We start from the raw sequence: 24,321 nt of genomic DNA, 5'->3' as shown, positions 1-24,321 counted from the left end.
ATGAATCTTCAGTTTTAGGAGAACCCACATGACCGAGTCTATCCACGCACACGAACTTCTCAACCTTATTGGCGAACAGGACAAGCCGTTAACCCTGCCTCAGATTGAAGATCTGGCCGTCAGTCAGTTCGGTGCCGAGGCTCGTTTTCATACTTGCCGCCTGTCGGATCAGAGTATTGAACAGATTCTGACTTTCTTTGTAAAGATGGAAAAAATCGCCACCGAAGGTGAGGGTTACGCCCTGAATCGCGGCAACATGTGCAGCCACTAAGGCGGGCTGCAGCAACAAAAAAAGGAGGCGCTAGCCTCCTTTTTGCTATTTGGGAGCCCGGGACTCGTTGTTTTCTCCGCTGAAGTAGGTCTGGCCAAACTTAATCACCACCACGGTGGCGGCCAGCATCAGCGCCGATGCCGACACCGTCAGCACTCGCCAGTCGTCCATCGCTTTCATGTCCAGAATCAGGTAGCGAGCCAGGGCGACGATGGCGATGTAGATTGGCATGCGTACCGGCAGTTGCCCTTCGGCGGCGTAGCCGGCCACCATGGCCAGGACTTCCAGGTAGATGAACAGCAGCAGCAGATCCGCCAGGGCCACATGACGGTTGGCGATCATGGTGACGATCTCCTGACCGATGGCCACCAGGGTGGCGATGGTGATGATCATCAGGATGGCGTGTTCAAGCAGGCTGATGGTGGGCAGGCCGAAGCGTTTATAAAGCTGATGCATGGTGGGGCGGTCCCGGAATAAGTGCGTTCCCTACAGTGTATCCTTCCATAAATAAATCTCCATGCTAATCAATGTGATCTGTTTCACAACTGGGGTTTGGCATCATCCTCTATGCTGCTATGCTAAGCGGCTTTCCTGCCCATGCGTTCATTAAGAAGTAGACGTTAAGATGATGTTATTAATAGCAAAAATAATCGCCGCCGTGGTGGCTGTGGTGGGGTTGGCGTGGATCGCCGAACGCACCGGCCCTAAGCTGGCCGGGGTGCTGTCCGGTTACCCGTTGGGCACCGCGATTGTGTTGTTTTTTTATGGCATCGAACACGGCGCCGGCTATGCGGCCGACGCGGCCCTGTACGGCTTGTTGGGGCTGGCGGCGACCACCGGCTACTGTCTGGTGTATACCCTGACCGCCAGAGGCTGCGAGCCACAAAGTTGGCGGCCGATGTGGGTGGCGGTGCTGGCCTTGGTAGCCCTGGCGCTACTGGCTCAGAGCCTGCCGGCGCTGGGGGCCGCCGGTGCCCTGGTGGCCACGGCGGTGGCTTTGCTGTCGATCCGCGCCACCCGTGACGTGGCCGAACCGGAGTTTGTGGCGGTCAAGCCGGGACCGATGATGGTCTGGGGCCGGGCGTTGCTGGCGGCGGCGATCGTCATTTGCATTACCGCCTTAGCGCACTGGTTGCCTCAGAGTCTGGCAGGCGTCATGGCGGCGTTCCCGGTGACCCTGTTCCCATTGATGTTGCTGCTGCAGTTGGCGTACGGCAATCGCCCAGTGATGGTGCTGGCCAAGCACTACCCGTTTGGGGTGGGCAGTTTGATCGTATACGGATTGAGTGTGTCGGTGAGCTACCCGGCATTGGGGGTGGGCTGGGGCACCCTGGTGTCTTTCGCCGCCGCCACCGCCTACCTGTGGTTGTATCTGAAATGGCAACGCCGTCGCTGAGGCGACGGCGGTCAGGCGTGCTGGCCGCCGGGCAGGGTGCGTGGCAACATCAGGCTGATGAGCCAGGTCAGGGCCAGCATCAGGCTGGATACCAGCAAGCAAGGCGTCAGTCCGCCTAACTGATACAGGGCGCCGGACAGCAGGGTTCCTAACAGACGACCGCTGGCGTTGGCCATGTAATAGAAGCCCACATCCAGAGACACGCCCTCTTCACGGCTCAGGGCCAGAATCAGGTAGGAGTGCAGCGAGCTGTTGATGGCAAACAGGGCCCCAAACAGCAGCAGTCCGGCGACCACGGTCTCGGCCACAGGCCAGTGTTGACTCAGACCCCAGACGATCAGCAACGGCGACAGCGCCAGCGGTGCCAACCAGCTCAGGCAAGGGCCGCGGGCGCCGCTGGGGCGGCCGGTGAGCTTCGGAGCCAGCCCCTGAATCAGGCCGTAGCCGATGATCCATACCGCCATAAAGGCGCCTATCTGACGTTGACTCCAGTCCAGCTCCGCCGCCATAAATACCGGCAGGGCGATGACAAACCAGACGTCGCGGGCGCCAAACAGGAACAACCGCGCAGCGGACAGCACATTGATGCCGCGGCTGTTGGCAAACAGCTGGCTGAATTTGGGTTTGGCGTTGCTCTTGCCCAGCTCCTGAGTCAGACCCATCTGAGTGAGGCACATCACCAGCAGCAGTGCCGCGGCCATGGCCAGCACCGCGTGCTGAAACCCCAATAGTGACAGCAGCATTCCGCCTAAAAAGAAGCCGACCCCCTTGAGGGCGTTTTTTGAACCGGTCAGCAGGGCCACATAGTGGTACAGCCGGCCTTGCTGCTGCTGGGGCAGCAGAATCTTGACGCCACTCTTGGCGCTCATCTTGTTGAGGTCTTTGGCAATACCCGACAGGCCCTGAGCCGCCATGACCCACAGCAGGCTCAGCTGTGGCTCGGGCAGCGCCAGCATGCCCAGGGCGCCGACCTGAAGTACCATGCCGATTTGCATGGTACGGTTCAGCCCCAGGCGGGCGCCCAGGTAGCCGCCTGCCAGGTTGGTGACGATGCCAAAGATTTCGTAGAACAGAAACAGCGATGCCAGGGCGAAACCGCTGTAGCCCAACTGATAGAAGTACAACACCACCAGCATTCTCAGGGCACCGTCGGTGAGGGTAAAGGCCCAGTAGTTGGCGGTGATCAGCAGGTACTGCCGCAGAGCGGCAGACATCAGGCCTGGCCTACTTTAACCGCCAGCTCGATGGTGCGGTTGACGTAACCCCATTCGTTGTCGTACCAGGCATAGATCTTCACCATGCGCTTGTCGACCACCATGGTGGAGGGGGCATCGACGATGCTGGAGCGGGCATCGGTCTTGTAATCGACGGAGACCAGTGGCCGGGTTTCAAAGCCCAGTACCCCGGCCAGTTCGCCGTCGGCGGCTTGCTTGAGCAGGGCATTGACCTCGTCGGCGTCGGTGTCCCGGGCCACTTCAAACACACAGTCGGTGATGGAGGCATTGGCCAGAGGAACTCGAATGGCATGGCCATTCAGCTTTCCGGTCAGCTCCGGGAAGATTTGCGTGATCGCCTTGGCGGAGCCGGTCGTGGTGGGAATCAGGCTCTGGCCGCTGGCTCTGGCCCGGCGCAGATCCTGATGCGGCTGGTCCAGTATCGATTGGGTGTTGGTGATGTCATGGATGGTGGTGATGCTGCCACGCTCGATGCCCAATTGCTGATGAATCACCTTGACCACCGGTGCCAGGCAGTTGGTGGTGCAGGAGGCGGCGGTGACAATGGGGTGCGCCTGTGGATCGAACAGTTGGTCGTTGACCCCAACCACCACATTCAATACCGAGGCGTCTTTCACCGGAGCGGTAACCACCACCCGCTTCACTCCTTGGGCCAGATAACGATCCAGCTGATCCCGAGTCTTAAATTTACCGCTGGCTTCGATCACCAGATCACAGCCGGACCAGTCGACGTCGTCGATGTCGCGCTGGCTGCTGTAGCCAAAGGTTTGACCCTGAGCGGTGATGCTGTGATCCGTGGCCTGGATGTCGGCGTCCCAGTGGCCGTGCACCGAGTCAAACTCCAGCAGATGTGCCATGGTGGCGGCATCGGCAGCCGGATCATTGACGTGCACTATCTGGACCGGCATCTGGCGTTGCAGTGCGGTACGCAGTGTCAGTCGGCCCATGCGGCCAAACCCGTTTATGCCAATTCGGATCATCATCGCCTCTCTATGTTGCTTAGGAGCAGCATCGCTCCGGTCGTTCACTCATCTGTTCAAGTCGTTGTACGTCGGCTTGATAAGTTTCGGCCAGACAGTTTGAGTTTCCCAGTGCCTCAACGATATTCCTGAGCCAGCCGGGATGATCCTGGCTGACGGAATAGAACACCCACTGCCCCTGACGACGGTCTTTCAGCAGCCCATGGCTGCGCAGGGTCGCCAAATGGCGGGAGATCTTGGGTTGGCTCTCCTCCGTCGCGGCAACCAGCTCACAAACGCACAACTCACCCTGGCGGGCAAGAAGCAGTACGCAGCGCAAGCGGGTTTCATCGCTCAGCAGTTTAAAAAATTGGTGTGGGTTCACGGGGACCTCATATCTGGATATGCGTATATTAACTGGGTTGAATGATAATGCAATAGTGAATCTTACATTGTGATAAAAATGTCATAGATGAACATTGACCTGCCATTACTGCCATGGCCGAATCGAAATCACAATACCGAGTGGATGTAATTCGTTCTCATCTATGCAGTTAATTTTCATCTTTGTGGGTTATGCCTCAGATTGGAATTGGAAGCTTTTATTATAAGTTACTGATATAAGTGAATAAAAAAACAATAAATGTGAAAATGCAGTCGTCAATTGGCGTCAGAAAGGTAAAAAAATAGGAGCCGAAGCTCCCATTTTTCTGGTTCCGAACCCGTATTAGCGCTTCAGCGCCTCATTCAGGTGAGGGCGCATGGCGCTCAGCAGGCCGGCAGTGACCTTAGGAGCGCCGGCAACGATGTTGCCACTCTTCATGTAGCTGTGGCCACCGGTGAAGTCACTGACCAGGCCACCGGCCTCTTTAACCAGCAGATCACCCGCGGCGATGTCCCAGGGCTTGAGGCCAATCTCGAAGAAGCCATCGGCACGACCGGCGGCGACGTAAGCCAGATCCAGGGCGGCAGAGCCGGCGCGACGCAGGTCGGCGACTTCGGCAAAGACGTCGGCAAAGATGTTCATGTAGCTTTCGGTGTGCTGGCGAGCCTTAAACGGGAAGCCGGTTTCGATCACGGTGCCACGCAGGCTGCGGGCGGCCGTGGTGCGAATGCGGTAGCCGTTTAGCTGGGCACCGGCGCCACGGGAGGCGCTGAACAACTCATTGCGGATTGGATCGAAGACCACGGCATGCTCGATGCGGCCTTTGATCTGCAGGGCGATGGATACGGCAAAGTGCGGAATGCCTTTGACGAAATTGGTGGTGCCATCCAGCGGGTCGATAATCCATTGAAACTCATCATGATCACCACGAACCGTACCGCACTCTTCACCGATGACGGTGTGGTGTGGGTAGGACTTATGAATGGTGGCGATGATGGCTGCTTCTGCGTCACGATCTACGTTGGTCACGAAATCGTTGTCGCCTTTCATTTCTGCTTCAATCTTGTCTTGCTCGGCAAACGCGTGAGCAATGACCTTGCCGCCGGCACGCGCTGCGCGTACGGCGATGTTTAGCATCGGATGCATATCGATACCCCTGGATGTAAAAGAACGGAAACCAGTATGGTTTGGGGCGCGGATTTTACCAGAGTTGAAATGTATATAAAAGCAGGAATTCGTTCTAAGGCTGCTCAGTCCCCTGTGTTAGCATATTCGTCTGTTTTGTTTATCTAAGTTATCAATCGGATGCTCGAAAATATCCGCATCGTTCTGGTGGGCACCTCCCACCCGGGCAATATCGGCTCGACTGCGCGGGCCATGAAGACCATGGGGTTGTCTCAGTTGGTGCTGGTGGCGCCCCGGGTGGAGCCCGATGGCAAATCGGTAGCCCTGGCTGCTGGCGCCACCGACGTGCTGCAAAACTTGACCACTGTCGACACCCTGGAGCAGGCGACTGCCGACTGTAGCCTGGTGATCGGCACCTCGGCCCGCCGTCGAGGGCTGGATTGGCCGTTGCTGGATGCGCGTCAGGCGGGGGAGAAGTTGGCGGTGGAAGCGCAGACCGGCCCGGTGGCATTGGTGTTTGGCCGGGAAAATCACGGCCTGTCCAATGAAGAGTTGCAGCTGTGTCATTTTCATGTCTGCATTCCTGCCAATCCGGAATACAGCAGTCTGAACCTGGCGCAGGCGGTGCAGTTGGTGTGCTACGAGATTCGAATGAAGCACCTGAGCCTGGCCGAGGCCCCCCAGCAAGAGCCGCTGGAGTATCCGAATGGGGAGCAGTTGGAGGGGTTCTATCGCCACCTGGAGTCTACTCTGAGTGGTACCGGCTTTATCAAGGCCAATCATCCCGGGCAGGTAATGGCCAAACTCCGGCGTTTGTTTAATCGATGCCGACCCGAGGCGCAGGAGTTGAATATTCTGCGCGGCATCCTCACATCTATAGATAAGACCCGCAAGACAACCGAGAAAGAGTAATGCAGCAGATGGGAATACGAGCACGGCTGAAAGAGGACATCGCCTCTATCTATCACCGCGATCCGGCGGCCAACAGTGCCTTTGAGATCCTGACCAACTACCCTGGCATGCAGGCGATCTGGCTGCATCGAATCTCCCATAAGCTCTGGTGTCGTAACTGGCGGTTGTCGGCACGGTTGTTGTCGACGTTTTCCCGTTGGGCCACCGGGGTGGAGATTCACCCGGGTGCCCGCATTGGCCGTCGCTTTTTCATCGACCACGGCATGGGGGTGGTGATCGGTGAAACTGCCGAGATTGGCGATGACGTGACCCTGTACCACGGGGTGACTCTGGGGGGCACCAGTTGGAATGCCGGTAAACGTCACCCGACGCTGCACAACAATGTGGTGGTGGGGGCCGGCGCCAAGATTCTCGGGCCGCTGGAGATCGGCGAAGGCGCTCGCGTCGGATCCAACTCGGTGGTGGTCAAGCCGGTGGAGCCGGGCAACACCGTTACCGGCATCCCCGCTCGTACCGTGATCAGCAAGGCGGAGCGCGAAAAAGAGCACCGGCGCACACATTTGGCAAAAAAATACGGCTTCGATGCCTACGCGGTTTCGCCTGATAATCCGGACCCAGTGGCCAGTGCCATTGGCTCCATGCTCGATCACATGCACCTTATCGACGCCCGTATGAGCGAGATATGTCAAGCGCTTAAGGAGCAGGGCTGCAGTGTTGAAATCAGCCAGTTGCCCGAGTTGAATGTGACTGCCTTCGTCGATGCGGAGCAGGAAGCGGCCGACAGTCGCCGTAAAGAGCACGAAAGATTTGATCCAGGTATTTGAATCCCAGTGCTGAATAAGGTTAAATGCCCCAGCTACCTGCTGGGGTATTCCATTTTGTTAATCGAAATACCCGGTTAGCTGCACCAAAATAATACTTGAGTAAATTACTCGGGTATATGGTATAGTGGTGGTGTTGCAATTAAGGGACGGGCTATGAGATTAACATCCAAAGGCCGCTACGCGGTCACTGCCATTTTAGATGTGGCGCTGCACTCCTCCGAGGGGCCGGTGCCATTGGCAGACATCTCGGAACGACAAGGTATTTCATTGTCGTACCTGGAGCAGCTGTTTGCAAAACTTCGCAAAAATGGTCTGGTCAGCAGTGTCCGGGGCCCGGGCGGTGGCTACCTCCTCGGTCAGGATGCCGCCGACATTGCCGTTGGCATGGTGGTGCATGCCGTGGATGAGTCCGTGGACGCCACTCGCTGCAATGGCCTGAGCAATTGCCAAAGCGGTGCCCGTTGTCTGACTCACTCATTGTGGGGCGACCTCAGCGACCGCATTGCCGGATTTTTAAATGGCATCAGCCTGGCTGACTTGATGTCAAATCATGACGTAAAGGTGGTATCCGTACGTCAAGAGCAACAACAAGCCAAAGCACACGCTCAATAACGGTTTTTGGCGATTTTCGCCATGTTGTAACTAACCGCCGGCACCATGTTTTGGTCGGCTCAAGTCGGAGAAGGTAATGAAACTTCCGATCTATTTTGATTACTCTGCAACCACCCCTGTTGACCCTCGTGTCGCTGAGAAGATGGTTCAGTATCTCACCACCGAAGGGATGTACGGCAACCCAGCGTCTCGCTCACACAAATTTGGCTGGCAGGCCGAAGAAGCGGTAGACGTGGCCCGTAACCAGGTGGCGGATCTGCTTAATGCCGATCCTCGCGAAATCGTATTTACTTCCGGTGCTACCGAATCCGATAACCTTGCCATCAAGGGCGTTGCCCACTTTTATCAGAAAAAAGGCAAGCACATCATCACCAGCAAAACCGAGCACAAAGCGGTGCTGGATACCTGCCGTCAGCTGGAGCGCGAAGGGTTTGAAGTGACCTATCTGGATCCGGACAGCAACGGCATCATTCCGCTGGAGCGATTCGAAGCGGCCATGCGTGATGACACCACCCTGGTCTCCATCATGCACGTGAACAACGAAATTGGCGTCATTCATGACATCGCCGCCATTGGCGAGCTGTGTCGCAGCAAGGGCATTCTGTTGCACGTGGATGCGGCTCAGAGCGCCGGTAAGCTGCCCATCGACGTTAAGGCGATGAAGGTGGATCTGATCTCCATCTCCGCCCACAAGATGTACGGCCCTAAGGGCATTGGCGCCCTGTATGTGCGTCGTAAGCCGCGGGTTCGCCTCGAGGCGCAGATGCACGGCGGTGGTCATGAGCGCGGTATGCGTTCCGGCACCCTGGCAACCCATCAATTGGTGGGGCTGGGTGAAGCCTGTCGCATCGCCAAAGAGGAGATGGGCGCCGAATCGGAGCGCTTGCGTGCGCTGCGTGACCGTCTGCTCGACGGCATTAAAGACATCGAAGAGGTGTACATCAACGGCGATCAGGAACAGCGCCTGGTGTCCAACCTCAACATCAGCTTCAACTACGTTGAAGGTGAATCCCTGATGATGGCGCTCAGCGACCTGGCGGTATCGTCTGGTTCGGCCTGTACCTCTGCCAGCCTGGAACCCAGCTACGTGCTGCGTGCCTTGGGCATGAGTGATGAGTTGGCACACAGCTCCATCCGTTTCTCCATCGGTCGTTTTACTACCGAGGAGGAGATTGACCACGCCATCGGCAAGATTCGCGGCGCGATCGAGAAGCTGCGCGAAATGTCACCGCTGTGGGACATGTTCAAAGACGGCGTTGACCTGTCCCAGGTGGAATGGGCTGCCCATTAATAATAATGAGGGTCGCCCCTTGGTGGCCCCACTTCGACAAGATTTGGAAATTGGAGCGTAATCATGGCATACAGTGAAAAGGTTATCGAACACTACGAAAACCCCCGCAACGTTGGTGCTTTTGACAAGAACGATCCCAGCGTGGCAACCGGCATGGTTGGTGCCCCGGCGTGTGGCGACGTAATGAAGCTGCAGCTGAAAATCGATGACGAAGGTGTGATCGAAGACGCCAAGTTCAAGACCTACGGGTGCGGCAGTGCCATCGCCTCCAGCTCGCTGATCACCGAGTGGGTGAAAGGCAAGACGCTGGACGAAGCGGCGGCCATTAAAAACACCGAAATCGCTGAAGAGCTGGCGTTGCCACCGGTGAAAATCCACTGTTCGATTCTGGCCGAGGACGCGATTAAAGCGGCCATCGCCGATTACAACAGCAAGCAAGACAAGTAGTAGCAGGAGTCGATATGGCCATCTCTATGACCGAGGCTGCGGCCGAACGGGTGAAGCAGTTTCTGACCAATCGCGGCCGTGGTATTGGGCTGAGGTTGGGACTGAAAACCTCGGGTTGCTCCGGTCTGGCTTACGTCATTGAGTTTGTTGATGATCTCAATCCCGATGACGAAGTGTTTGAGGATAAGGGCGTCAACGTCATTATTGATGCCAAGAGCCTGATTCACCTCGATGGTGTCGAACTGGACTTCGTCAAAGAGGGGCTGAACGAAGGCTTCAAATTCAATAACCCCAATGCCCAGGGCGAATGTGGCTGCGGAGAGAGCTTTACTGTTTGATATCCATCGGGGCACCGCTGGCGATGGGATCGCCGCGGTGCCTTGTGGGTATAAGGGATATTGATGAACTACTTCGAGTTGTTCGACCTTCCGGTAGCGTTCCAGGTGGACGTTACTGCCTTAAGCGGCCGTTATCGAGAGCTGCAGCGCGCCGTTCACCCCGATAATTTTGCCGATGCCTCCGAGCGCGACAAGTTGCTTGCGGTGCAAAAGGCCGCCGAAATCAACGACGCCTTCCAAACCCTGAAACAACCCGTTGCGCGAGCACAGTATCTGCTGTCGCTCAATGGCGTGGCACTTCAGGGTGAGACTCAGACCATTAAGGACACCGGCTTCCTGATGCAGCAGATGATGCTGCGGGAATCGCTGGAAGAGATTGAGACCGCTTCAGATGTGGAAGCGGCGGCAATGGATTTTGCTGATGAGTTGACTCGCCAGACCCGTACCATGATGCAGTTGATGATCGATCAACTGCAGGCTCGGCAATGGCAGGACGCTGCCGATTCGGTGCGGAAACTAAAATTCATGAAAAAGCTGGAGGAGGAGCTGGCGCAACTGGAAGACCGGTTGTTGGCCTAGCGCTCCACATCAAAACTTATGGCGTTACTTCAAATTGCTGAACCAGGCCAGATGGCCGCTCCCCACCAACACAAGCTGGCGGTGGGCATAGATTTAGGGACCACCAATTCACTGGTGGCGGCCGTGCGCAGCGGCCAAGCCCAAACCCTGGCCGACGACGCCGGGCGTCATGGTATGCCGTCGGTGGTTCGCTACCTGGACGAGGGCGTCGAGGTGGGGGCCGAGGCGTTTGAGCAGGCCAGTGCCGATCCTCATAACACCATCGTGTCGGTGAAACGCTTTATGGGGCGGTCGCTGGAGGACGTGCAGAGCCGCTACCCCAGCCTGCCATACCAGTTGGAGGCGTCCGACAACCAGTTGCCGCTGTTTGTCACCCGTGGCGGCCGCGTCAATCCGGTTCAGGTGTCCTCGGAAGTGCTCAAGCCGCTGATTGCCCGGGCCGAAGCCACCCTTGGTGGTGCCCTGCAGGGGGCGGTGATTACCGTACCGGCTTATTTTGATGACGCCCAGCGTCAGGGCACCAAGGACGCCGCCGAACTGGTGGGCATCAAGGTACTCCGACTGCTGAATGAACCTACTGCCGCCGCCATTGCTTATGGCCTGGATTCCGGCCAGGAGGGGGTGATCGCGGTGTATGACCTCGGTGGCGGCACTTTCGACATCTCGATTCTCAGGCTGAACCAGGGCGTGTTTGAGGTGCTGGCCACCGGTGGCGACTCGGCCCTGGGCGGCGATGATTTCGACCACCTGCTGGCGGACCACCTGAGTGAGCGGGCCGGCATCGTCGATGCCGACGCCAGTCTGCGTCGACAGCTGCAAAGCGAGGCCTGTCGGGTTAAAGAAGCCCTGACCGATGCCGCGGTGGTAACGGCCTCCGTGGGTGATTGGCAGGGTGAGGTAAGCCGGACTCAATTTAACGACCTGATTGCGCCGTTGGTGAAGCGAACCCTGATGGCGTGTCGCCGCAGCCTGCGTGATGCCGGCCTCGAGCGTGACGAGGTGCTGGAGGTGGTGATGGTCGGCGGTTCTACCCGAGTGCCGATGGTGCGCGATCTGGTGGGCGAGTTCTTTGAGCGTCCGCCACTGACCAGCATCGACCCGGACCGGGTGGTGGCCATCGGTGCTTCGATTCAGGCCGACATCCTGGTGGGCAATAAGCCCGATTCCGACATGCTGCTGTTGGACGTGGCGCCGCTGTCTCTGGGGTTGGAGACCATGGGCGGGCTGACTGAAAAAGTGATTCCCCGTAATACCACCATTCCTGTGGCGCGGGCGCAGGAGTTCACCACCTTTAAAGACGGTCAGTCGGCGATGGCGATTCACGTGGTGCAGGGCGAGCGGGAGATGGTGGCGGATTGCCGCTCTCTGGCGCGGTTTGTGCTGCAGGGGATTCCACCGATGGCGGCGGGCACGGCGGTGATTCGGGTGACCTTCCAGGTCGATGCCGATGGCCTGTTGTCGGTGACGGCGCAGGAGAAAACCTCCGGTGTCCAGACCTCGATTCAGGTGAAGCCGTCGTTTGGTCTCAGCGAAGGCGAGATTACCCGCATGCTGACCGAGTCGATGACCCACGCCAAAGAAGACATCGAACTGCGGATGCTGACCGAGCAGCGCATCGAAGCCCAGCGGGTTATCGAAAGCCTGAGTGCCGCCCTGGCAGCAGACGGTGCCGAGTTGCTGCGTCAGCCGGACCAGCAGGCGCTGGAGACGCGGATGGAACAGTTGCAACAGTTATGTGAAGGAACCGATGGCCAGTCGATTAAAGACGCCATCGATGCCCTGGATAAGGCCAGTGCCGAATTTGCTGCCCGCCGCATGGATCTGTCGATCCGTCGCGCGCTGTCGGGGCAATCGGTTGATAACGTATAAGGTTTACTATGCCAAAGATTATTTTTCTACCCAGTGAAGAGCATTGCCCCCAGGGGCTGGAAGCCCAGGCCGAGAGTGGTGAAACCATTCTGGACGTGGCGCTTCGTAACGGCATCGAGATTGAGCATGCCTGTGAGAAGTCCTGCGCCTGCACCACCTGCCATGTCGTGGTTCGCGAGGGCTTCGATTCACTGGAGGAGAGCGACGAGCTGGAAGACGATATGCTGGATAAAGCCTGGGGGCTGGAGCCGGAATCTCGTCTTTCCTGCCAGGCTAAGGTGGAAGACGAGGATTTGGTGGTCGACATTCCTCGTTATACCATCAACCAGGTCAGCGAAAATCACTGATCCGTCTCTGTGAACAAGGAGTGACTCTGATGGAATTGAAGTGGATCGACGTTCAGGACATCGCCATCGAGCTGTGTGACGCACGGCCGGATGTGGACCCGACTCAGCTGAGGTTTACCGAGCTGCGTCAGTGGGTGCTGGAGCTGGACGGCTTTAGCGATGACCCGGATCACTGCAATGAGAAGATTCTGGAAGCGATTCAGCAAGCCTGGATCGACGAGGCGGAGTAAGCCGTCGACGCCAGAAAAAGCGGAGCCACGGGCTCCGCTTTTTTGTGCCTGAACGCCGTGGCGCGAGCGGTTATGACCTTTTTTTAATTTTTATGATAGAGAACAAAGTTTCGACTCCCCCTTCCTGAGTAAGATGGCCAGACCGGCCGGAAACGGCAGAATCACCTTAGGCGTCACCCGCCCGAAGCGGGCACAATGGAAACGGACTATGCACGAGATGTCACTGGCGGAAGGGATCGTTCAGATTCTGGAAAATGAAGCCAAGAAACAGAATTTTTCACGGGTTACCGAAGTGTGCCTGGCAGTAGGCGAACTGGCTGGTGTGGAGCTGGAGTCGCTGCGATTCAGTTTTGATGTCATTACTCGGGACACCCTGGCCGAGGGCTGTGCGCTGACCATAGAACCGGTTCCCGGGTTGGCGTATTGTTTCGATTGCTCTGTTCAGGTGCCGTTGCAGAAGCGCGGTGACCCCTGCCCGAGATGCGGAGGCTTCTCATTGCAGGTGGTGGACGGAACACAAATGCGGGTCAAATCCTTAGAGGTAGAGTAAGTATGTGCACAGTATGCGGATGCGCGGAAGGCAACGTTAAAATTGAAGGGGGCCATCATCACCACGATCATGACCACCCCCATGAGCATGGTCATTCTCACGGCCATTCCCATGATCATTCTCATGAGCATGGTCATTCTCACGGCCACTCCCATGATCACGAGCATGGTCATTCCCATGGTCATGCCCATCAACATGGCCACAGTCACGGTCATTCACATGACCACGGCCATGACGCTCAGGAACGCATCACCCAGGTACATCACCACTATCACCACCAGGGCGATGTGGTGCACCATTACCACTACCATGTCAGCGCCGATGCACTGCCACAGCCACAGGTCAGCACGCCGGCCCCGGTGGCGACCGCAACTGCGGCTCCTACCCAGTTTTCGCCTCAGCGCCAAGGCGACAACCTCCATTATGGTCAGGGCCCGGCCCATGCCCATGCTCCGGGCATGAGCCAGTCGCGCATGGTACAGATTGAACAGGACATCCTCGGCAAGAACGACGCCATTGCCCAGGAGAACCGCCTCAAGTTCGCCATGAACAAGCAGTTGGTCGTGAACCTGGTGTCCAGCCCGGGCTCAGGTAAGACGACCTTGCTGACCGAAACCTGTCGCCGCCTGGCTGCCGACAAGGTGGTGGTCATCGAAGGCGATCAGGAAACCGCCAATGACGCCGATCGCATCCGTGAAACCGGGGTCCGTGCCATTCAGGTGAACACCGGTAAGGGCTGCCACCTGGATGCGGCCATGATTGCCAGCGCCTGCGAGCGGTTAGAGCTGGATGGGGGGGATCTGATCTTCATTGAGAACGTGGGCAACCTGGTGTGCCCGGCCGGTTTTGATCTGGGCGAGCGCCACAAGATTGCCATTCTGTCGGTGACCGAAGGGGAAGACAAACCACTGAAGTACCCAGACATGTTTGCGGCGTCTTCGTTGATGTTGGTGAACAAGGTGGACCTGCTGCCGCACCTGAAATTCGATGTGCAGTTATGCATCGACAATGCCCGTAAAGTGAACCCGGACATCGAGGTGATCTGCGTGTCGGCTACCACAGGTGAAGGGGTGCCGGAGTGGATAGACTGGTTACAGTCACAGCGTAAATAAACTCGCAGCCGATCCGCGAAAGTGGGTCGGCTCTCTCATTTTTACCCCACCTGCAGCTCTTTTCGGAGAAAAATACAGTTCAGAAAACAATCGGTCGCTATGTCACAATGACGGCAAAAAGGGGTTGTTTTTTTAACCACTAAAGCAGTATGTTGTCTAATCGCTGAACAAGGTCAAACCGAGCGACACTAAACCAATAATTCGGGGCGGAAAATAACAATGCAACAAGAAGTCCGCAAAACTCCCTCTCTAGTTTCTCATCCAGCAGTTTCGGATGATGCGTTTCCTGAGTGGAAATACAAATTTATTCTACGCAAGCTGGCACTCAAACGAGGTGAACGAGTGCTGGTGATCTCCCCATGTGATGAAGTCTTCGTTCGCATGCTGGCACAGCAGGTCGGCGAACCGGGTGAGATCGACATCCTGACCGATCACGTCATGAAGTCCGCCATGTTGAAACAACAGTACGCCGATCTGCCGTCGGTACAGGTGTTGGTGCGCGGACCGGCGGTGCGCAGCGTCGATTATCAGGCGGTCGTGTGGCTGGGTGCCACCACCGAGTCTGGCAGTGACATGGCGCGCGAGATTCAATTCAGCTGGCGTCTGCTGGCCAAATGTGGCCGCTTGCTGCTGGCGATTCCTCAGCAACAGCAGGACTCCGCCGAAGCGCTGCACGAGGCGATGGAGATCGGCAATGGCTTAGGCTTTGTCACTCGCATGCGCCGTTGCTGCGATGACCATCGGCTGTGGATCGGGGTCAAATACCTGTGTAAAACGTGATCTTCGCAAGGCTGAATTTGGGCCTTGGTGTGATTTAAGTCGGGATTTTTGGCGCGGGTTAGCATATAATCCGCGCCAAATTATATAACAACCCTAAATATGGAGAGAAAAATGGCGATTGAACGCACTTTTTCCATCGTTAAGCCCGATGCCGTTGCCAAAAACCTGATCGGTGCCATCTACAGCCGTTTCGAAAGCGCCGGTCTGAAGATCATCGCTTCTAAAATGGTTCACCTGAGCCAGGAGCAGGCCGAGGGTTTCTACGCCGAGCACAAAGAGCGTCCTTTCTTTGGCGCACTGGTTGAGTTCATGACTTCCGGTCCTATCATGGTTCAGTGCCTGGAAGGCGAAAACGCCGTTCTGGCCAACCGTGAAATCATGGGTGCCACCAACCCTGCCGAAGCGGCTCGCGGTACTCTGCGTAGCGACTTCGCGAATTCCATTGATGAAAACGCCGTTCACGGCTCCGACGCGGTTGCGTCTGCCGAGCGTGAAATCGCGTACTTCTTCACTCAGGAAGAGATCTGCCCACGCACCCGTTAAGCGGTTGCTCGCAGAATAAAAAAAAGCGCCCTCGGGGCGCTTTTTTTGTTTCGGTGACCCCTACTCCTCAGAGTCGTTGTCACTCAGTTCGATGCCGCGCTTCTTCTTGCGCTGTTCCCACAGCATGCGTGCCACCACCTGCATGTCGGCAGCGGGATCGGTCATGTCGACGATCTCCAGCCCCAGCAGTGACTCGATGATGTCCTCCATGGTGACGATACCCAGCACGCTGCCATATTCATCCACCACGATGGCAATTTGGGTGTGGCGCTTCAGCAGTTGCTCAAACACCGCCATCAGTTTAGTGCCTTCCGGCAACACCAGGATGGGCTTTTTCAGTGAGCGCAACGGCTTGTCCGGGCTGCTCTTTTCTGCCAACAGTACCTCGGCACGGTGAACGTAGCCGACGATGTCGTCGCGATCCTCATCGTGCACCGGAATCCGGGTAAAGTGCATGCCGCCCTCGCTGCTGACAAACTCGTGCAGGGTGGTGTGCTGGCTGGCGGAGTGAATCACGGTTCGCGGCGTCATTACCGCGGTGACCGGCACATTTCGGGCGTTAAGCAACTGCTTCATAATACTGGATTCTTTTTCATCCAGTTCACCGGATTGGTGGCCTACGTCGGCCATGGCCGACATCTCTGCTCGAATGTAGTGGCCCTGTTCGCCCTTGCCCATCAGGCGAGTGACCTTGAGTGAGATCCACACCAGTGGCTTGGTCAGAGTTACCATCCAGTTCAGCGCCAACGAGACTGAGGGCGCCAGCGAGCGCCAGTAGTTGGCACCCAGGGTCTTGGGGATGATCTCGGAAAAGAACAGAATCGCCAGGGTCAGGACCGCCGAAAACAGCCCCAGCATGTTATCGCCAAACACCTTGGCGGCCTGGGCGCCGGCCCCGGCGGCTCCGGCGGTGTGGGCGATGGTGTTGAGGGTCAGAATCGCCACCAGTGGCGCCTCGACATCCTCTTTCTGGGCCTCAAGGCGGGCGGCCGCCTTGGGGTTGGAGTTTTTCAGGTTGGCGATGTAACTGGGGGTGACACTCAACAACGCGGCTTCAAAGACGCTACAGACAAAGGAAACGCCGATGGCAGCCAGAATGTATGTGACTAACAGAAACATTGAGTAAATTCAGACAATATAAGAAGTGTGCCGCTAGTTTAGCATGAACGGCGGCCGACGCACCTGAATCCCGCCTGACGTGGGCTGTGGTAGACTTTACACTGGCTTACCCTGTACAATTGCGCGCCATTTTGGGCCAGAGTCGAGGAGCATTTCAGATGACTGAGAAGGTCAATTTATTAAACCTGAACCGTAAAGCGATGCGGGAATTTTTCGCCGAGTTGGGCGAGAAGTCGTTTCGTGCCGATCAGATGATGAAATGGATCTATCACTTTGGTCAGGATAACTTTGATGAAATGACCAACTTCAACAAGGGCTTGCGTGCCAAGTTGAGCGAGTTGGCCTGCATTGAAGCGCCGCAGATTGCCGACAGCCAGCACTCATCCGACGGCACCATCAAGTTTGCCATCGACGTTGGCAACGGCCAGGAAGTGGAGACCGTCTACATCCCCGAGGACGACCGCGCCACCCTGTGCGTCTCCTCTCAGGTAGGCTGTGCCCTGGAATGCAGTTTCTGCTCTACGGCCCAGCAAGGCTTCAACCGCAACCTGACGGTGGCGGAGATCATCGGTCAGGTGTGGCGGGTCGCCACCTATCTCGGCTTGTCTCGAAACACCAAAGATCGACCCATTACCAACGTGGTGATGATGGGCATGGGTGAGCCACTGCTGAACATGACCAACGTGATTCCGGCCCTGGACATCATGCTGGATGATTTCGGTTTCTGCCTGTCCAAGCGGCGGGTCACCCTGTCTACCTCCGGTGTGGTACCGGCGCTGGACAAGCTGGGGGACCAGATTGACGTTGCCTTGGCCATTAGCCTGCACGCCGCCAATGATGAGTTGCGGGACCAGTTGGTTCCGGTCAACAAGAAATACAACATTCAGATGTTCCTGGAGTCGGTTCGGGGCTATTTGGGTAAATCCTTTGCCAATAAAGGGCGGGTGACGGTGGAGTACGTGATGTTGGATCACATCAACGACAGCACCGATCAGGCCCATGAATTGGCCCAGGTGATGAAAGACACTCCGTGTAAGATCAATTTGATTCCCTTTAACCCTTACCCGGGCAGCCCCTATGGCAAGAGCTCGAATTCCCGCATCGACCGCTTTGCCAAGGTGTTGATGGAAAAGGGTTATACCGTTATTGTACGCAAGACCCGCGGCGACGATATTGACGCCGCTTGCGGTCAATTGGTGGGGGATGTGAGAGACCGCACCAAACGAATGCTGAAAAAACGCATGCACGGTGAACAAATTTCGGTAAAAATGAACTAATTACCTGTTCGACGGGAATTCGTTCAGTATGAAGGCATGGATAGCCATTGGCATTACTGTGGTATTGTGGGGTTGCGTCAGTCAAACCACCCTGGATGGGCGGGAGCTGACCCAGGCCGATGCGGCGGTTGAGGCGGAACAGGCCGCCCGGGAACGGGTGGCACTGGCACTGGGGTATCTGGAGAGAGGAGACCTGGAAGCCGCCAAACGCAACCTGGATCGGGCCCTGGAGCACCAACCGCAGTCGGAATCGGCACTGCTGACCCTGGCGTACTACTTCGAGCAGGTGCAGGAGACGGAGCAGGCCGGGGCGGTGTACCGCCGGGTCATCGAGGCCCATCCGAACAGCGCAGATGCCCGCAATAACTACGGCGTCTTCTTATGTCGCCAGGGGCAGTGGCCCCAATCCGAACGGCAGTTGTTGGCTGCCATCGAGTTACCGGATTACGCCAAACAGGGAAAAAGTTACGAAAATCTGGCGCGATGTGCCCTGAAAGCTGGCTTAGCGGAGCCGGCACAGCAATACTTTCAGATGGCATTAAAGTATGATCCTGGTCGCACCGACTTATGGTTGGAACTGGCAGAATTAGCGTTTCGCCAACAGGACTACCCGCAAGCCAGGTTGGCGTTGTCCCAGTACCACGCGACGAATGCGGCCTCGGCAGTGACGTTATGGTTGGGTGTCGAGATAGAGAGCCGGGCAAACCACAAGAAAGCTGCGCAGCGTTTTGGAGCGCAGTTGCTGGTGAATTACCCCGAGTCGGAACAAGCTAAGGCATATCGGGCAAAGAATTACCAATGAGTGAAAATCAGCAACACCAAGAACAACAAGAACAAACGGTGATCACACCAGGTCCGCTGCTTAAGGCGGCCAGGGAAGCAAACGGACTGACAACCCAGCAGGTTGCTCAGCGTCTCAGCCTGCGCCGCTCTGTGGTGGAGGGGATTGAGAACGACGACTACGAGTCCGGCACTACCACTACCTATCTTCGCGGCTATGTCCGCAACTACGCTCGCCTGGTTGGCGTTAGCGAACAACAGATTGCCCAGGCTCTGATGGCGCTGCCTCACTCTCAAGAGCAGACTGCCATGCAGAGTTTCTCCCGTCGTACCTCCAAGCAGCAGCGCGACAGCCGCTGGATGCTGTTGACCTGGATCATCGCCCTGGGCCTGGTGGGGCTGCTGGTGTGGTGGTGGGTCACTAAACCTCAGTCGCTGCTGGAAACCAGCAACGTGGTGACCGTGCCAGCGGTGGTCCAGCAAGTGACTCAGCCTGAGCCCGAGACTCCGGCCCTGATCGCCGCGAGTGACGAGGCCACAACAAACACTGCCGCCGAAACGACCCCTGCCGAGGCGCTTGAGGTGGCCACTGAAATGTCGGCCCAGACTCCTGAGCCAGCCGAGAGTGGCGCCATTGAGCCGATTGTGACCCCTGAGCTTCAACCGGCTTCCGCCACCACTGCGTCCACCGAGGCACCGGCGGCGGAAACCGAGGCGACGCCAGCGCCAGCAGTGGTACAGGAGCAGGTGTCCATCCGCCTTCTGGGCGATTGCTGGATGCTGCTGAAGGACGCCGACGGCAACACCCTGCTGGAGGGGCTTAAGCGCGAAGGCTATGAGCAGCAGTTGTCCGGAAAAGCCCCCTTTAAACTTCGTATCGGTGCCCCGGAAGTGGTGGCGCTGGAATTTAATGGCAAGTCGATAGACATGTCAGGCTATCGCCCCGGTAAGGTGGCGGTCATCACCCTGGCCAATTAAGGTATCCCATGCAACACGAATCCCCGATCAAGCGTCGTCACACTCGCCAGGTAATGGTGGGCAATGTGCCTGTTGGCGGCGGTGCCCCTATCGCGGTTCAGTCCATGACCAATACCCGAACCACCGATGTGGCGGCGACCGTGGCCCAGATTCAGGCCATCGAGCGTGCCGGTGCCGACATCGTTCGCGTGTCGGTACCAACCATGGAAGCGGCTGAATCGTTCAAGGCGATCAAGCAGCAAACCAGCATTCCTCTGGTGGCCGACATCCATTTCGATTACCGCATCGCCCTGAAAGTGGCGGAGTACGGTGCCGATTGCCTGCGCATCAATCCGGGCAACATCGGTAACCAGGAACGCATCAAGGCGGTGGTGGATGCCGCTCGCGAGCGCAACATTCCGATCCGCATCGGCGTCAACGCCGGTTCGCTGGAAAAAGACATCCAGGAGAAGTACGGCGAGCCGACACCGGCGGCGCTGGTGGAATCGGCCATGCGTCACGTACAGATTCTGCGCGACTTTGAGTTTGATAACTTCAAGGTCAGCGTTAAGGCGTCGGATGTGTTCCTGGCGGTGGACGCCTACCGTTTGCTGGCCGACGAGATTGAACAGCCAATCCATCTGGGGATCACCGAAGCCGGTGGTCAGCGGGCCGGGGCGGTTAAGTCGGCCATCGGCCTGGGACTGCTGCTGAACGAAGGCATCGGCGATACCCTGCGGGTGTCACTGGCGGCGGATCCGGTGGAAGAGGTTAAGGTGGGCTTTGATATTCTCAAGAGTCTGCGCATCCGTTCCCGAGGCATCAACTTTATCGCCTGCCCCTCCTGCTCTCGGCAGGAGTTTGATGTGATCAACACCGTCAACGAGCTGGAGCAGCGTCTGGAAGACGTGACCACGCCGCTGGACGTCTCCATCATTGGCTGTGTGGTCAATGGCCCAGGTGAGGCACTGGTGTCGGATCTGGGGCTGGCGGGCAGCAACCGCAAGAGTGGTTTCTATGTGGATGGCGAACGTCAGAAAGAGCGTTTGGACAACGAACAACTGGTGACCTTGCTGGAAGAACGCATTCGCCGCCAGGTGGCGATCAAGCAGCAGCAGATCGACGTTAAAGAGATCCAGGACTAATTTGAACTCCCCGTGGGTTCCGTGTGCCCGCCGGTGTGGCCGGGCAGCGGACACGGGGAATTTTTACGTATAAAAGAGAGTAACGTGAGTAAACAGATTCAAGCGATTCGAGGCATGAACGATTGCCTGCCGGGCGAGACCGCCAAGTGGCAATGGGTGGAAGCGGCGCTGCGGGAAACCGTGGCCAGTTACGGGTACCAGGAGATCCGCACCCCTATCGTGGAGATGACCGGTCTGTTTAAGCGGGCCATCGGTGAGGTAACCGACATTGTCGAGAAGGAGATGTACACCTTCGAGGACCGCAATGGCGACTCGCTGACCCTGCGCCCTGAAGGCACCGCCTCCACCGTTCGTGCCGGCAACCAGCATGGCTTGCTGTACAACCAGGAGCAGCGGTTGTGGTACATGGGCCCCATGTTCCGCCATGAACGCCCGCAGAAAGGACGTTACCGCCAGTTCCATCAGTTCGGTGTTGAGGTGTACGGCATCGGCAGCGCCGACGCCGACGCCGAAGTGCTGATGATGTCTGCCCAGTTGTGGAAACGCCTGGGCATCGACAGCCAGGTTCGCCTGGAGCTGAACACCCTGGGCAGCAGTGACGAGCGTGCCGCCTACCGCGATGCGCTGGTGGCCTTCCTGGAGCAGCACAAAGAGGCTCTGGATGAAGACAGCCAGCGTCGCATGTACACTAACCCACTGCGGGTACTGGACAGCAAAGACCCTCAGGTTCAGGCGTTGCTGGGCGATGCCCCGGCCCTGAAAGATCATCTGGGTGAGGAATCCAGGCAACATTTTGATCTTTTGTGTGAACTGCTGGACGCTGCTGGCATCCAATACACCGTTAACCCCCGTTTGGTTCGCGGTCTGGATTACTATAACCACACCGTATTCGAGTGGATCACCGACAGCCTCGGCTCTCAGGGCACGGTGCTGGCCGGTGGTCGCTACGATGGCCTGGTGGGCCAACTGGGGGGCAAGGACACGCCAGCGGTTGGGTTTGCCTCCGGCATTGAACGCTTGGTGTTGCTGCTGGATACCCTGGGTAAATTTGATGCCCTGCCGGCGGCGGTAGACTGTTACGTCTGCGCCATGGGCTCCGGCACCATGAGCAGTGCCATGGCGCTGGCCGAGCAGTTGCGCAGTGACACCACACTCAAAGTGATGTCCCACTGTGGTGGCGGCAACTTTAAGAAACAGATGAAACGCGCCGATAAGAGCGGTGCCGCGGTGGCACTGATCATCGGTGAAGATGAATTGCAACAAGGCGTAGTGACGGTTAAGCCACTGCGCGGCGAAGGAGAGCAGCGTCAGGTGAGCCGTGAAGAGCTCAGCCAACTGCTGCCTTCTCTTGTAAACGCTTAAGGGGATAGTCCACGTGGAAATCTACAGCACCGAAGAACAACAAGTCGAAGCGATTAAATCGTTTTGGAAAGAGTACGGAAACTCCATCATTGGTGGTGCGGTCATCGGCCTGGCGGGCTTGTTTGGCTGGAACACCTATCAGGACTATCAGCGTGAGCAGGCGGAAGCCGCATCGGTGGCGTTTGAAGCCACCATCGCTCAGGCCGGCGCCACCGAGGCCCTGACCGCGGCGGTGGATGAGCTGACCCTGAGCCACAGCGACAGCGCTTACGCCGATCTGGCCAACCTGATGCTGGCCAAGGCTGCCGCAGACAGTGGCGATCTGACTCAGGCCAATCAGCGTCTGACCGAGGTTCTGGCCAGCATCGATGCGGATTTCAAACCGCTGGTGCAGTTGCGACTGGCTCGAGTGCAGATGGCTCAGAGTGATCTCGATGGCGCCCTGGCGACGCTGGCTGGCATCAGCAACGAAGCGTTCGTCGCTCAGCGCGATGAGCTTAAGGGCGACGCCCTGAAGCAGCAAGGTGATCTGCAGGGTGCCCGGGAGGCCTACCTGGCTGCCCAGACCGCCGGCAGCAGCAGCCAGGAGCTGCAGATGAAGCTCGACGATCTGGCGATTTGAGGACGAATTTGATGGCGAAGGCAGGAAAAGGATGGCTGGCCGGGCTGATGGTATTGGCCCTGATGGGCTGTGCCTCCAGCGATGAGGAAGAGATCGGTATTCAGGTCTCCCCCCTCCCGGAGATCGAAGCCACGGTAACCGCAGACGTGGTTTGGCGTGCCAGCAGTGGCGACGGCATTGACGAGTATTGGTCCAGCCTGTCGCCCGAGGTGGCGTATGGCAAGGTATTTGCTGCCGAGCGTTTTGGGCTGATCACCGCCTACGACCAACAGACCGGTAAGGAGATCTGGACTCAGAATCTGCGCCGTGAATTTGCTCTGGGGGCTCTGAAGAAGAACAATGGCGCGCGCCTGTCCGCCGGCATCAGCCACGGCTTTAACCGCATCTTTATCGGTAGCGAGAACGGGGTGCTGTTCGCCCTGAATCAGGAAACCGGTGAGGTTGACTGGCAAGCCAATACTCGAGGTGAGTTGTTGTCGGATCCTGCCATTGTCGATGGCAAGGTGGTGGTCAATACCGGCTCCGGTAAGGTGCAGGCGTTTGATGTGGACAGCGGCGAGTTGCTGTGGACTTACGAACTGACCATGCCGTCGTTGGTGCTGCGCGGCACCAGTGGGGTGGCCTCCAGCCAGGGCGCGGCCCTGACCGGCACCCCGGACGGTAAACTGGTGGCGGTGTTCTCTCAGCAGGGAGCGCCCATCTGGGAAGCACGCCTGGCCGAGGCCAGCGGCTCCAACGAACTGGAGCGGGTGGTTGATGTCGACAGCAAGCCACTGGTGCTGGGGCAAACCGTATACGGCACCGCCTATAACGGCAACCTGGCGGCGGTGGAACTGCGCAGCGGCCAGATCAAGTGGCAGCGTCAATACTCCAGCTACGCGCCGATGGATCTGCAGGGCAATGCGCTGTACCTGACCGACAGCAGCGGCACCGTCTATTCGGTGAATCGTCAGAATGGCCTGGAGACGTGGGCCAACAGCAGCCTGACCGGTCGCATGGTCACCGGCCCGGCCGTGATCGGCAACTATCTGGTGGTGGGCGACTTCGAAGGTTACCTGCACATCATGGACCGCGACAGCGGCACCCTGGTTGGTCGGCTGCAGATTGACGGCTCCGGGCTCTATACTCAACCCTTGGTGGTGGATGATAAAATCTACCTTCAGACCCGGGACGGGCGCATTGCCGTGGTGACAATAGGCTAAGGCACTGCTAGAATACTGCGCCCCCATATTGGGGGCGTTTTTTATTAAAGAG

The 24,321-nt window shown here is 57.7% G+C and carries 29 protein-coding genes; 23 read left to right on the top strand and 6 right to left on the bottom strand.

The annotated features are described in order from the left end of the window. Nucleotides 1-28: 28 nt before the first annotated feature. The gene (locus J8Z22_RS18305) at nt 29-271 is read left to right on the top strand and encodes a YecH family metal-binding protein (protein WP_028114537.1); all 243 of its coding nucleotides are present in this window, start codon (nt 29-31) and stop codon (nt 269-271) included. 45 nt (nt 272-316) lie between these two features. Here the strand turns inward: J8Z22_RS18305 and J8Z22_RS18300 are convergent, their stop codons facing one another. Continuing rightward, on the bottom strand, nt 317-727 hold the full coding sequence (locus tag J8Z22_RS18300) for a phosphate-starvation-inducible protein PsiE (protein WP_028114538.1): 411 nt from the start codon (nt 725-727) through the stop codon (nt 317-319). A 169-nt stretch (nt 728-896) separates the two neighbouring features. On the opposite strand from J8Z22_RS18300, the gene J8Z22_RS18295 reads away from it, so the two are divergent. Further along, on the top strand, nt 897-1,667 hold the full coding sequence (locus tag J8Z22_RS18295) for a hypothetical protein (protein ID WP_252007401.1): 771 nt from the start codon (nt 897-899) through the stop codon (nt 1,665-1,667). Between the two features lie 11 nt (nt 1,668-1,678). On the opposite strand, the gene arsJ is transcribed toward J8Z22_RS18295, so the two are convergent. The 4 genes from arsJ to suhB form a co-directional block, all read right to left on the bottom strand. Continuing rightward, entirely contained in the window at nt 1,679-2,881 is a 1,203-nt protein-coding gene (gene arsJ / locus J8Z22_RS18290) for an organoarsenical effux MFS transporter ArsJ (protein ID WP_028114540.1), read from the bottom strand. Then, complete coding sequence (locus tag J8Z22_RS18285; RefSeq protein ID WP_252007400.1) at nt 2,881-3,885, bottom strand: ArsJ-associated glyceraldehyde-3-phosphate dehydrogenase; 1,005 nt, start codon at nt 3,883-3,885, stop codon at nt 2,881-2,883. The genes arsJ and J8Z22_RS18285 overlap by 1 nt, the downstream gene beginning before the upstream one ends. A gap of 16 nt (nt 3,886-3,901) precedes the next feature. Continuing rightward, a complete protein-coding gene (locus tag J8Z22_RS18280) occupies nt 3,902-4,246 on the bottom strand; it encodes a metalloregulator ArsR/SmtB family transcription factor (RefSeq protein WP_084144549.1) in 345 nt (114 codons plus the stop codon). A gap of 342 nt (nt 4,247-4,588) precedes the next feature. Next, complete coding sequence (gene suhB, locus J8Z22_RS18275) at nt 4,589-5,392, bottom strand: inositol-1-monophosphatase (RefSeq protein ID WP_028114543.1); 804 nt, start codon at nt 5,390-5,392, stop codon at nt 4,589-4,591. Nucleotides 5,393-5,551: 159 nt separating this feature from the next. On the opposite strand from suhB, the gene trmJ reads away from it, so the two are divergent. The 14 genes from trmJ to ndk all read left to right on the top strand — a co-directional run bounded on the left by trmJ (nt 5,552) and on the right by ndk (nt 15,805). Beyond that, on the top strand, nt 5,552-6,283 hold the full coding sequence (gene trmJ / locus J8Z22_RS18270) for a tRNA (cytosine(32)/uridine(32)-2'-O)-methyltransferase TrmJ (RefSeq protein ID WP_252007399.1): 732 nt from the start codon (nt 5,552-5,554) through the stop codon (nt 6,281-6,283). An 8-nt stretch (nt 6,284-6,291) separates the two neighbouring features. Then, nucleotides 6,292-7,107 carry a serine O-acetyltransferase gene (gene cysE / locus J8Z22_RS18265; RefSeq protein ID WP_028114545.1) on the top strand — a complete coding sequence of 272 codons (816 nt, stop codon included), beginning with the start codon at nt 6,292-6,294 and terminating at the stop codon, nt 7,105-7,107. Between the two features lie 153 nt (nt 7,108-7,260). Beyond that, entirely contained in the window at nt 7,261-7,719 is a 459-nt protein-coding gene (iscR, locus tag J8Z22_RS18260; protein ID WP_028114546.1) for a Fe-S cluster assembly transcriptional regulator IscR, read from the top strand. A 76-nt stretch (nt 7,720-7,795) separates the two neighbouring features. Continuing rightward, nucleotides 7,796-9,010: an IscS subfamily cysteine desulfurase gene (locus J8Z22_RS18255; RefSeq protein ID WP_028114547.1), complete on the top strand. Its 1,215-nt coding sequence runs from the start codon at nt 7,796-7,798 to the stop codon at nt 9,008-9,010. 63 nt (nt 9,011-9,073) lie between these two features. Further along, nucleotides 9,074-9,457, top strand: a complete 384-nt coding sequence (gene iscU, locus J8Z22_RS18250) for a Fe-S cluster assembly scaffold IscU (protein WP_028114548.1) — start codon at nt 9,074-9,076, stop codon at nt 9,455-9,457. Nucleotides 9,458-9,471: 14 nt separating this feature from the next. Beyond that, entirely contained in the window at nt 9,472-9,795 is a 324-nt protein-coding gene (iscA, locus tag J8Z22_RS18245; RefSeq protein ID WP_028114549.1) for an iron-sulfur cluster assembly protein IscA, read from the top strand. Between the two features lie 63 nt (nt 9,796-9,858). Continuing rightward, nucleotides 9,859-10,374, top strand: coding sequence for a co-chaperone HscB (hscB, locus tag J8Z22_RS18240; RefSeq protein WP_028114550.1), 516 nt, complete (start codon nt 9,859-9,861; stop codon nt 10,372-10,374). A gap of 18 nt (nt 10,375-10,392) precedes the next feature. Continuing rightward, nucleotides 10,393-12,243, top strand: a complete 1,851-nt coding sequence (hscA, locus tag J8Z22_RS18235; protein WP_252007398.1) for a Fe-S protein assembly chaperone HscA — start codon at nt 10,393-10,395, stop codon at nt 12,241-12,243. 8 nt (nt 12,244-12,251) lie between these two features. Then, on the top strand, nt 12,252-12,590 hold the full coding sequence (gene fdx, locus J8Z22_RS18230; RefSeq protein ID WP_028114552.1) for an ISC system 2Fe-2S type ferredoxin: 339 nt from the start codon (nt 12,252-12,254) through the stop codon (nt 12,588-12,590). 29 nt (nt 12,591-12,619) lie between these two features. Then, nucleotides 12,620-12,820 (top strand): Fe-S cluster assembly protein IscX, encoded by a 201-nt coding sequence (gene iscX / locus J8Z22_RS18225; RefSeq protein ID WP_028114553.1) that lies wholly within the window; start codon nt 12,620-12,622, stop codon nt 12,818-12,820. A 208-nt stretch (nt 12,821-13,028) separates the two neighbouring features. After that, nucleotides 13,029-13,370 carry a hydrogenase maturation nickel metallochaperone HypA gene (gene hypA, locus J8Z22_RS18220; RefSeq protein ID WP_028114554.1) on the top strand — a complete coding sequence of 114 codons (342 nt, stop codon included), beginning with the start codon at nt 13,029-13,031 and terminating at the stop codon, nt 13,368-13,370. A 2-nt stretch (nt 13,371-13,372) separates the two neighbouring features. Then, entirely contained in the window at nt 13,373-14,482 is a 1,110-nt protein-coding gene (gene hypB / locus J8Z22_RS18215; protein ID WP_252007396.1) for a hydrogenase nickel incorporation protein HypB, read from the top strand. Between the two features lie 348 nt (nt 14,483-14,830). After that, nucleotides 14,831-15,262 (top strand): hypothetical protein, encoded by a 432-nt coding sequence (locus tag J8Z22_RS18210; protein ID WP_156897117.1) that lies wholly within the window; start codon nt 14,831-14,833, stop codon nt 15,260-15,262. A 111-nt stretch (nt 15,263-15,373) separates the two neighbouring features. Beyond that, a complete protein-coding gene (ndk, locus tag J8Z22_RS18205) occupies nt 15,374-15,805 on the top strand; it encodes a nucleoside-diphosphate kinase (RefSeq protein WP_028114556.1) in 432 nt (143 codons plus the stop codon). A 60-nt stretch (nt 15,806-15,865) separates the two neighbouring features. Here the strand turns inward: ndk and J8Z22_RS18200 are convergent, their stop codons facing one another. Continuing rightward, complete coding sequence (locus J8Z22_RS18200; RefSeq protein ID WP_028114557.1) at nt 15,866-16,924, bottom strand: CNNM domain-containing protein; 1,059 nt, start codon at nt 16,922-16,924, stop codon at nt 15,866-15,868. Nucleotides 16,925-17,082: 158 nt separating this feature from the next. Between J8Z22_RS18200 and J8Z22_RS18195 the strand changes: the two genes are divergently transcribed. The 7 genes from J8Z22_RS18195 to bamB all read left to right on the top strand — a co-directional run bounded on the left by J8Z22_RS18195 (nt 17,083) and on the right by bamB (nt 24,269). Further along, nucleotides 17,083-18,201, top strand: a complete 1,119-nt coding sequence (locus J8Z22_RS18195; protein ID WP_028114558.1) for a bifunctional tRNA (adenosine(37)-C2)-methyltransferase TrmG/ribosomal RNA large subunit methyltransferase RlmN — start codon at nt 17,083-17,085, stop codon at nt 18,199-18,201. Nucleotides 18,202-18,229: 28 nt separating this feature from the next. Continuing rightward, complete coding sequence (gene pilW, locus J8Z22_RS18190; RefSeq protein ID WP_028114559.1) at nt 18,230-19,003, top strand: type IV pilus biogenesis/stability protein PilW; 774 nt, start codon at nt 18,230-18,232, stop codon at nt 19,001-19,003. Continuing rightward, nucleotides 19,000-19,959, top strand: a complete 960-nt coding sequence (locus tag J8Z22_RS18185; RefSeq protein WP_252007394.1) for a RodZ domain-containing protein — start codon at nt 19,000-19,002, stop codon at nt 19,957-19,959. The genes pilW and J8Z22_RS18185 overlap by 4 nt, the downstream gene beginning before the upstream one ends. An 8-nt stretch (nt 19,960-19,967) precedes the next feature. Beyond that, entirely contained in the window at nt 19,968-21,083 is a 1,116-nt protein-coding gene (gene ispG, locus J8Z22_RS18180) for a flavodoxin-dependent (E)-4-hydroxy-3-methylbut-2-enyl-diphosphate synthase (RefSeq protein WP_028114561.1), read from the top strand. An 84-nt stretch (nt 21,084-21,167) separates the two neighbouring features. Continuing rightward, complete coding sequence (hisS, locus tag J8Z22_RS18175; protein ID WP_028114562.1) at nt 21,168-22,445, top strand: histidine--tRNA ligase; 1,278 nt, start codon at nt 21,168-21,170, stop codon at nt 22,443-22,445. Between the two features lie 13 nt (nt 22,446-22,458). Then, on the top strand, nt 22,459-23,067 hold the full coding sequence (locus J8Z22_RS18170; RefSeq protein ID WP_252007392.1) for a tetratricopeptide repeat protein: 609 nt from the start codon (nt 22,459-22,461) through the stop codon (nt 23,065-23,067). Nucleotides 23,068-23,078: 11 nt separating this feature from the next. Further along, on the top strand, nt 23,079-24,269 hold the full coding sequence (bamB, locus tag J8Z22_RS18165) for an outer membrane protein assembly factor BamB (RefSeq protein ID WP_252007390.1): 1,191 nt from the start codon (nt 23,079-23,081) through the stop codon (nt 24,267-24,269). Nucleotides 24,270-24,321 lie beyond the last annotated feature (52 nt).

Source organism: Ferrimonas sp. SCSIO 43195 (genome assembly GCF_023716685.1).
GTDB lineage: Bacteria > Pseudomonadota > Gammaproteobacteria > Enterobacterales > Shewanellaceae > Ferrimonas > Ferrimonas kyonanensis.
Note: the sequence above shows the minus strand (reverse complement) of the source record. Positions and strands in the feature narration are given on the sequence as shown.